Origin of the sequence: Microcoleus sp. LEGE 07076 (assembly GCF_015207455.1) — a bacterium.
Classification (GTDB): domain Bacteria; phylum Cyanobacteriota; class Cyanobacteriia; order Cyanobacteriales; family Microcoleaceae; genus Microcoleus.
This window is the reverse complement of record NZ_JADEWV010000448.1, coordinates 1-1,593: the sequence shown is the minus strand read 5'-3', so window position 1 is coordinate 1,593 and position 1,593 is coordinate 1. Positions and strand designations below refer to the sequence as shown.

At 40.9% G+C, this 1,593-nt stretch carries 2 protein-coding genes and 1 pseudogene; all 3 read right to left on the bottom strand.

Features of this window, described 5'->3' with window-relative positions:
* A pseudogene (locus tag IQ270_RS30120) lies at positions 1-448 on the bottom strand (hypothetical protein); the annotation flags it as partial.
* Positions 449-613: 165 nt separating this feature from the next.
* Entirely contained in the window at positions 614-961 is a 348-nt protein-coding gene (locus IQ270_RS30115) for a hypothetical protein (protein WP_193976760.1), read from the bottom strand.
* Positions 962-1,002: 41 nt separating this feature from the next.
* Entirely contained in the window at positions 1,003-1,206 is a 204-nt protein-coding gene (locus IQ270_RS30110) for a hypothetical protein (protein ID WP_193976759.1), read from the bottom strand.
* Positions 1,207-1,593 lie beyond the last annotated feature (387 nt).

Here is a 1,593-nt window from a genome sequence, read left to right as displayed (position 1 = left end):
CTTCCTTTTCCCTGTCAAATTCCACCTGTTCAATTTCCACCATTCCCCGCACAGTAGATATCGACTGCTGGAACAAATCTTGACTAGCCATCAAATAATTCAAATCAATTTCAATTTGCCGCTGATATTTACCCTCAGCCAAATCTAGAAACCTCTGCCAAAAATCCAGATTATCGCCTTCCATAGACAAACTTCTAATTCTAGTCAACATATCAGCATAATTTTCAGCATTAGTATCAATCGTATTTCTACCTTCCTGCAAATACCGCACTTGCTGAGCAAAAGCCAACATTTTAGTCCGAACTTCCGCCAGCAAATCCTTCAACTTCTGCAACTTAACTTGTCTATCTTGTTCCCTTTCGATTGCAGCGAATTCCGGCAAATTCTTCTCTAACTCGGCGACAATTTGCTGTGCTTTGCGATAGCTTTTCCGAGCTGCACCATACACAAATAAAATTTTAGCACGATCAAACAGCAGATTTATCAAATAAAGATTAAACGTTGAGGTTACGAATTTCGGAGTTTCAGGATTCTCTTGCAACCATACTAGAATGTGACACCGTTTAGCTGCATCATCTTCGCGGCTGTTATACTCAAAAATCGGACTCCCGAATCATATCCCTGACGCGCGAAACTCTGGTGATGCTTGCTGTTGATTGTGAACAAAAGCTGTAACGCATTCGTCAGCCAGCTTTGGATAAGTATCATAAACTGCTGGTGTGGCGCACAACAATAAAGTTTGTCCCAGCGAAGATTTAATTGCCTTTGGCAACAAACAACCTTGGGGATTTAATTGATTTAATTCCGATACTTTGATTGTCGCATTTCGATAGTAAAATCTGAAGTCTGCTGTGTAACTATCGTGAATTTGCAGGGCATAAATTGAGTTTTCAAATTTTGGCTTATCTGGGTGAATTATTGTCGAACAAATCAGAGTGTTGCCACTATCGGTACTCAGCAATTTGCCATTATTAGGTTGTTCCTGTTCGCCCTGAGATAATACTATTTGTCTCTATCACAAATTAGCTTGTCCCGGAGATATTTTAGTTCGTTGATATTAAATTCTGTGCCAACATTATCTGCTAAGTTTTCCCACAAATTTTGGGCATTTTTGGCTACTGCACCGTAGCCTTCGTCGCCATCATTCCGCAGGTGGAAAGGATAGAGAGTAATGCTGGGATTTTTAATTTGCGGTGGTTCCTGCATAATCGAATCCGGGAAATACAAAAAAACATGATGTTAATTCAATCTTAGTCAACAAAGACGGACTTTGTTTGTGTAGCCGCGATTTCCAAGAGACTGTTGGCGAATTCATGGGGCGTAAAACCCCTGAGTTCTGTAATTCAGTATTTAGGTTCGCTAAGCTGTTGCGGCATTTAAATTTTATGTAAAAAACAATGAGTGGCCCGTTGCTCTGAGCATCACCCTGAATATGCAATGTTTATTTGCGCGACAGCTTATTAGTAGTTAGGAATGAAAATTTAATAACTTAAGCGATTGCTCGTTACCAGGCTCTGCCTGGTAATGCAGATAGGCGAGGCTCTGCCTCCTTCGAGGAAAGCAACTTACAGGAGAGAGGACGGTAGGAGGTGT

Bases quoted from the DNA above. Each gene is read 5' to 3' on its own strand.
- IQ270_RS30110 (WP_193976759.1), bottom strand. From the start codon at position 1,206: ATGCAGGAACCACCGCAAATTAAAAATCCCAGCATTACTCTCTATCCT.